We start from the raw sequence: 8063 nt of genomic DNA on the forward strand, positions 1-8063 counted from the left end.
ATAGTTAATCTGTCGTAATCAAAATAAAAGGGTCTTCCCACAAAATTGTATTTTAAGGTGATTATTCAAAAATATCAACAGAGCAAGTTTTTTGATGGCTTCGGTTAAACTCATATATTCACTTATTTATTTATCTTTCATTCTATTCTTATTTTTCCTTTTTATTAATTTATTTATCCTTAAAATTAGAGTTATTCTTTATATATCTCAATAATTCTTCTCCTTCTATCGAACGAGTTGTGTTTCCCGATCTGATAAAAAATGTATCCTTATTATTACATTTCATAAAAACTGGGTCTGTACTGGGTTTAATATCTACTATACATACTTCTTTTCCATCTTTTTCAGAAAAGTTTATTTCAGTAAAAGTTGCTCTAGATCCTCCTAAATGATTCACTATTGTCTGAATTAAAAATTGTTGATATCCATCTTTATTTTTATTTTTCACATGATCTAAATCCCTTTCAATCCCATAGATATTTCCATTATCTTCTACACCAATAAGCAGTGTACCCCCATCTGTATTTAAAAAACTAGCTATGCTTCTTGCGATAATTCGTGGCATCTTTTTTTTATTAGCTTTATTTTCATCAATATCCCAGATCATGGATGATTTGAATTCTATTTTTGATGTTTCACCCATTAAGATGTATTCTAACCAAGATTTAGATTCTTCTTCAATTTCAGAATTTTCTCCTGATATTTTTTCATAAAGGTTCATTAATATTTTTTCTAGTTTTTTTTCAAAACTACCATATTTATTGCCTACTTCATCCGCTAATAATTGAATCCCACCATTAGCATATCTTTCAGCAATTCCGTATATTCTTTTTTTGTCAGATAAAATATCTATGTTTTCAGTGCTTTTTAGTGCAACCGCTTTTAATAATGCGTTATCTTCTTCTTTAAGATAGGATGTTCTAGTTATAAATTCTTTTTTATTCAATTTTGGTTTAAAATCATTGATAAATCCAAATGCCATAGCAAATATGAATTGATCTTTTCTTTCGAATCCTTGAAGAAATTTTATTTCATCGTATAAGTATTTATTATCTTTATCGACATAGAGTATTTCTTGTCCTTCAGCTTCTTCACTCATTCTAATACACCCAATGTAGTGATTTTGTCTTCTTTTATAAATTCATATTTATTGCTAACTCTATTATCAAATAAGTCCTTAATCTCTTTTGAATACTCATTAGGGGTGAAAAGTAATATAATTTGTTTATTTTTAGTCACATCTAAAAAAGTTTTAGCAAAATTCGTCCTATTATCATCAGATATCCTTGCTACTGGTGTATCTATTAGTATGGGAGCTTCATATCCAGATATTCTATGCAATGCTAAAGTAAAGGATAATGCTAATAATTCTCTTTGGGCAGCGCTTAACTCATCTAAACATTCATAACCCATATCATGAATTACTCCTAGATTATAATTTTTATCAATTATTATATCTTTATAAATTCCTTCATCCCATAATAAATCAAAAAATAGTCTATTGGTTTCATCTCCGATTTTTTCTCGAGTTTCATTCATTATATTTACTTTAGATCTTTCAATTATATCTAGAGCTCTTTTTGCAAATTTAATCTTTTTCCTTATTTTACTAGCTTTTTCATTGTCCTTTAAAGCTTTATCAAATTCTTTTTCCAGACTTTCTTTCTTTTGTTGTAGGGTTTTTTTATCATTTTTTAAGCTTCCTAGCCGTATCAAATTCTGATCTCTTATTTTTTCAAATTTTTCCCGTTCTAAATGCCATTTTTTTATTTTATCTACATCATATCCGCCTAATTCATCATTAATAGTACTTATTTGAGATTCAATATACTCATATTCTTTTATTGTATCTTCAATTAAACTATTGATATTATCTAAATTATCCCTAAATTCATTTATTTTAAGTTTGAACTTATTAAGGGGTTTATCCATAGGTTCTAACTTTTTTACGCTTTTTGATGTAGATTTAAATTGTTCAAGAAGAACTGACATTCTTTTTTTAGAAGTTTTATTAAGTGGTTGGCCACAAATATCACAATTATCATGCTTTAAAACTTTTTCTATTATTTCTTCTTCAACAGGAGGTAGTTCTAAATTCTTCTTCTTCTCATCAATCGTTTCTAAAGAATATTTATATGCAGGCCAAAATCCAAGAATTAGTGTATATTTAAATAACATTCTATTCTTTTTTATTTCATACTTTTTTAACAATTCATCTTTTTGTTCTCTTAACAATTTCAATTCTTGAAGTTTACTCTCCCGCTCAGAAACATCAGGCTGATTTTTAAGTAAGGAATGATATTCACTTATTTTATTTTTTGCTATAGATAATTGATTTTTTGTTTCATCAATTCTATCTTTAACATAATTGAGTTGATTTTGATTATGCTCTTGTTTTTCTCTAATTTCCTCAAGATTTGCACTAAATTCTCCTCCTTTCTTAGTTATATCTTTAATTAGCAGTTCAGTATGGTCTTTCATACTTTCGAGTGCATTTATATATGAAATAGTGAAAATTTCATGATTAATATCTTTAGAAGTCGCTAACTGAAAATATCTGTCCAAACGTTCACCATCAAAAAAGAAATATTCTCTAATTGCTTCTGGGAAAAAACGTTCAACAATTAAATTCGCTTCATCGTCTCTAATTATTTTCCTATTACCTTTATTATCAGGAATATCAACATAAAAATCAGTTCTTATAGGTTTAGATAAATTATTGTTTTTAACATCATAAACCTCTTCTCTATGGAAAAAAACGTATTCTTTATCTTTAGCTAACCATATTTCTACTATTACCTTATCATTATCTTTATCTTCATTATAAACATTCAATCTAGGCAATTTATCTTTTTTGTCTTCTAATTCTAATTTGGCTTTTCTTTTTGTTTTTTGTGGCTCAATTTCATATAAACACCAATTAATAGCATTTAAAAAGTCAGTTTTTCCAGAACCATTTTTTCCAATTATGAAATGTAAATCATTATCAGAATTTTTGTTAAAGGATAGTTCTATTTCTTTGAATCTACTATAATTTTTTATATAAATTTTTTCAATTCTCATAATCATCCCAATCCTTTATATATTCCTCTAATTTATCGTTATAATACTCTCTCCAACGATGCCTTCCTTTGATCTCCTCACTTAATATGGATTCTAAGAATAATTGTAATTCCTTATCTCCCTTACTATTTTTTCTTAACTCTTCTAATATCCTAAGAGTACTATTGGAAGTCAATTTATTCACCTCAATTTATATTTCGCATCATAAATCATTTCTAGAGCTTCAGCATTGTTTATTGCGATACTAGCTATTTCTTCATATCTTTCGAATTCTTTTTCGAAAATTCTTCTTTCTAAATTTTTAAATTCTGATGGAAATTTTTTTAAATTTGGTAAAACAAACAAATCGTATATTAGTGCTCTTTTCTTATTAGAAAATCTTCTTATTACTCGTCCTAATCTCTGGATATGTTCGCGTGGATTGCCACTGCTGGCCATCATTATGGCAATTCTCGCAGGAGGGATATCTACTCCTTCATCTAAACATTTAATAGCAACTAAAACCTTATAATATCCTTCAATAAATTTTTTTAAAATGAAATCTCTTTCAGACAAACCATCGTACTTTTTATCTGGTCTTGTTCCTTCACTCATGGTAAAAAGATGTGCAGATATTCGCCTTTTTTTTAATATGTTCATTACTTTATCTATTTGATGTTCAGTACAGTAGATTATTGTCCATTTTAAATTATTGCCAATATCGTCAAGTATTTCCTCTAAAATTGGATATTTTTCTTCTGCATTTTTAATAATATTGGCTCTTTTAAATAATAATGATTTTAATGCGGTATTATCATCATTTAATTTTTTAGATCCATATTTAACAGCAATTTGCTTTGTAATTTCATAGTATTCATCTAATTCATTACTTTTTAAGCTTATAAATTTAGGTTTATATAAATAAGGAGTAAGATAAGTTTCATTAGTGGCAGGATTTGTTTTATTTATTGCTTTTTCCAGGTCAAACTCATAAATTACTCCATTAAAGTAATCATGCAATATATCCGTACCATAATCATCAAACCATCTTTTTGGAGTGGCGCTTAGACCTAATCGAAAATCATATGCATTAATTAGTCCTAATTTACTGTATTCAGCTCCTAATCCATGAACTTCATCAGCAATTAAAAAAATTTTAAAGTCATCTTTATAATTAATTATATCTTTAAAGTTGTCAGATGAGAAAGTACGATGCGTTGAAATAACAATTACTTTATTTTTATGTCCTAAAGAGATATCAAAGATTGAATCAGCTAATTTATCCTTCCAAAATCGGTTAGTACTATCAGCAATTATTAGATCATCATAATCTAAACCAAATTTATTTATTGATTGTTTCCATTGTTGTAGTAAATGTTGATAAGGAGCTGTAATTACAATTAAGAGTTTTTCAGTTTTTTTTAATTCTTGATTGAGGCATCCTAGAGCAGTGAAAGTTTTCCCTGTTCCTGTAGCCATTTCAAAAATGCCTTTTTTTCCATTTTTGATCCATTTTTCTATTGCATCTTTTTGATAGTCCCATAATTCAATTTTATCAGTTTTTTCAACTTGATTTAATACAGTTTTACTTTCTGCTAAAATTTTTATTTCATTTTGTAACACTGCTTTATCAGAATCAATAACTTTAATCCCTGCAACATTTCCCATCCAAATATCATTAAATTTTTTTAAATCAGAAGTTAGATAGGGAGATTCAGATTTTTTCCAATTTCTAAAAACTTTAAATTCTTCAATATTAAATTCCCACCCAGATGCTGTTTCATTATTGGATCCGCTGAATGATATGATATTTCCTTCAATATCTCTGAAAATACCTATTTTTTGATGTAATATGCCTTTTTTTTCATCAAGAGGATTATCTTCATCAACAATCATTGCAATTTTAATTTTAAGAATCCCTTTTGCCACCATCCAACCTAATGCCATAAGATGATTATTTTTAAATTTATCTATTAAATTTAAGGATTTATTAGCTCTAAATTCTTCAATTACTATATCAGGATTCTCATGGGCTTTTTTTATTATATCTAAATCTTTTCCTTTCAATTTAGTACCGCAAATTAATTCTATGGTCCCTCCATTATTTATCAAATTAATAATTCCTTCTGCAGCAACAGATAATATTTTAGATGAAAAAAAACCAACAGATCTTTGATATTTAATAGAATTAGATAATAAAGGGATGTAAAAATCGTTCAAAATATCATCGGTATTTGAATCATAACTTATTTTAAGATCTAAATCTTTAAAACCCATTTGAATTCCCTTTTAAATCGTTCAATCATTTTAATAACTTTTATAAATTTAATAGTACCTAATATTAAGATTGAAGCATATTATTGATTTGTATGGCTATAATAAATACTTTCTATTATAGGGGCTGTAAAGTTTTTAGGTGTTGACACGATTTCATAAAAAATTTTAAAAACCATTAAATCCATAGTAAATATTGATTTAAAACCATTAAAGATAATTATAAAGTGATAGAGATATAATAACATGCTAAACAATATTATAACCACTCTCAGTTCAAGTATAAGTTCGATACAACTTAATCTTTTTGATTTTGTGTGGAAAAACCAAAAATTCAAGAAGTCTTAACCACAAGATTTCAAACCCCTTAAACACCAATAAATATTAATAAAAACCTAAATATTATTTGTAACTAATCATTTTGAATACATTAAACCGAAATGTCCCAATTGTAATTCAAAATGTGATTGAACAAGAATATCTGAAAGACACCACATACTGGATGAATCCGGTTCTCAAACGATTTATTTAAGACGATACAAATGTAATGATTGCGGTAAAAAATTCTTAACGAGCCCAGATTTAGTTATAAAACCTCATCACAGATATACTAACATTTTCAAAGAATAAATACAGTCTTTTATCCAAACCGGCTATCGATAACTCCGGAAATCAGGAGGAGACCTTCAAACATTCCTAGGAATTTCACTATCACACACAGCAAAAAAAAACTGGCTAACTATAGACTACTAAAACCATATAGAAAACATACAAACATTTATTCAGGTTATTATTGCTATGATGAGCAGTATATCCTGCTAAACGGACAAAAACACTACAGATTAACATTTATACGACACCATACTTAATTTCCCATAGCAGAAGAAATAGTCTCTAAAAGAACAACAGAAACCATTTACAACTTTATTGATAAATCCACAAATAAACCATTATTTGCAATAACTACTGATCATTTCCGTAGATACAAAATAATAATGGATAAATTAGGTGTTAAACATCAATTATGTATATATCTACTTGTTTAAAATGATTGGAAACAGCGTGTATATAATCTTGAAGTCTAAAAAATTCACAAAACATGACAAAATAAGTTTTATACCTTTATTTCACAGATTAAAAATTATATTCGCACATATAACGAAGAAACACCAATACAAAGATTAGAAACATTACTGGAAAAATTTAATGATATTCCTAACGTTTTAATACGATATCATACTAAAAAAATACTTCCAGACTTTCAACGACTTACACACTTCATGAGAAGCCAATTTATAGAACTAAAATCCATTAAGTAGAAAGTTATTACATACAAACCGATCCCGACAAAATAAAGAAAATATACAAAACTATAACCGGAATAATTCCAAAAAATGAAAAAATGGACACCAAAACACAGAAAAAATATAAACACCCAATAACTTTACAGCCCAATAATAAAAAGTATATAGTCTTAGTTTTTTAGTTTTTTGAGAGTTTTTGTAGGGCTGTTTTTGAGTTGTAGCAGGGTATTGTAATGAGCCCTGCTAAAAATACATTTAGTATTGAGGTTCTTAACGTACTTATCTGATTTAAATCTTTGAGATGTCTTGAATGAATTCTGAAACTTGAACTGCATCTGGAACCTCATCAGATATATTGAAAAATTTCTCAAATTTTTATCTTTTTTTAACTCACTAACAACGAACTCAACGGTCGTATTGAAAAAAATGGATTGAAAATAATTTTGATTGATAAAATCATTATTTGAATGTTTTAAACGCCTTTTGAAGCCATTATTGTTTTTGATTTTATAGAATCGATTATCTTAAATATTTGGCCTAACAAGATATAATTTGGTCTTCTTTACTGATATTTAAGTTTTGTTTCATTATAATCGTCAAAAAAATCCATATAAATATTAATAATTAAATTTATCGTTTAAAATACTTATATTTTTTCATTAAGCAAAAAATGAAATGTATTTTTAGAAATAATATGGGAAACAGATATCAGAACACGTAAAAGTTAAAAGAAAAACGTTTTTTTAAACCTAAAAATCTAAGGTGCTAAATCTTTTTTGTCTTAAATTTTCTAATTTTAAATAAATAGGGTGTTAGATTTTTACATTTCAGCGAGCCGTTGTAGTAGCTTGTTATCTGGTTTTAGTTTGGATACTATTAAGGCTGCTAAAAGTACACTTAAATATGTCGTTTTTGCTACTGATTTGTATGTATAAGATGGTACTTGTTCATATCCCACTCCATTCTTGAAGAATTTGATAAAATCTTCAATTTTGCTTCGTATGGACTTTAAATAGTCCCATTTGTCGTATAATTTACTTAATTTAGTCACTAATTGTTCGTATAATGTTTTTAATGGAGTTTCCACACAGCATAACTCTAATGGGTAGTTAAATTGGCTGAAAACTCTATCTTTTCGTGTATTTTTCTTTGGCCGTATTAAAGGAACGATTTTATAGTCCATTAATCCAGACCCATAGTTTTTGAAGCTGAAATAGCCTTTATCAGCTAGCACTAAGTCTCCTTTTTTTAGTATTCTTCTTCTTTTCAGGTCTTCTAAGATTTCAAGATAAATTTGACTGTCATGAACTGCACCAGGGTGGAATAACATGGCTAATGGTTGGCAAGTATCGTAATCCATGGCTATTGTTAATTTTCCTCCAATAAATTTCTTTTTGGAGCTAGAAAAGCCAAATTCATAGCCATTTTCTTCTAAAGTTCGAT

General features: G+C 27.4%; 5 protein-coding genes. All 5 read right to left on the minus strand.

Annotation, left to right across the window (positions count from 1 at the left end):
• Positions 1-169: 169 nt before the first annotated feature.
• Positions 170-1099, minus strand: coding sequence for a hypothetical protein (locus tag HPY60_10885; protein ID NPV51681.1), 930 nt, complete (start codon positions 1097-1099; stop codon positions 170-172).
• The gene (locus tag HPY60_10890; GenBank protein NPV51682.1) at positions 1096-3063 is read right to left on the minus strand and encodes an AAA family ATPase; all 1968 of its coding nucleotides are present in this window, start codon (positions 3061-3063) and stop codon (positions 1096-1098) included. Before HPY60_10890 ends, HPY60_10885 begins: the two co-directional genes overlap by 4 nt.
• The gene (locus tag HPY60_10895; protein NPV51683.1) at positions 3053-3238 is read right to left on the minus strand and encodes a hypothetical protein; all 186 of its coding nucleotides are present in this window, start codon (positions 3236-3238) and stop codon (positions 3053-3055) included. Before HPY60_10895 ends, HPY60_10890 begins: the two co-directional genes overlap by 11 nt.
• Before the next feature lie 5 nt (positions 3239-3243).
• The gene (locus HPY60_10900) at positions 3244-5319 is read right to left on the minus strand and encodes a DEAD/DEAH box helicase family protein (GenBank protein ID NPV51684.1); all 2076 of its coding nucleotides are present in this window, start codon (positions 5317-5319) and stop codon (positions 3244-3246) included.
• A gap of 2121 nt (positions 5320-7440) precedes the next feature.
• On the minus strand, positions 7441-8063 hold a 623-nt coding region (locus HPY60_10905), incomplete at its 5' end, for a transposase (protein ID NPV51685.1).

This window comes from Methanofastidiosum sp., assembly GCA_013178285.1.
Classification (GTDB): Archaea; Methanobacteriota_B; Thermococci; order Methanofastidiosales; family Methanofastidiosaceae; genus Methanofastidiosum.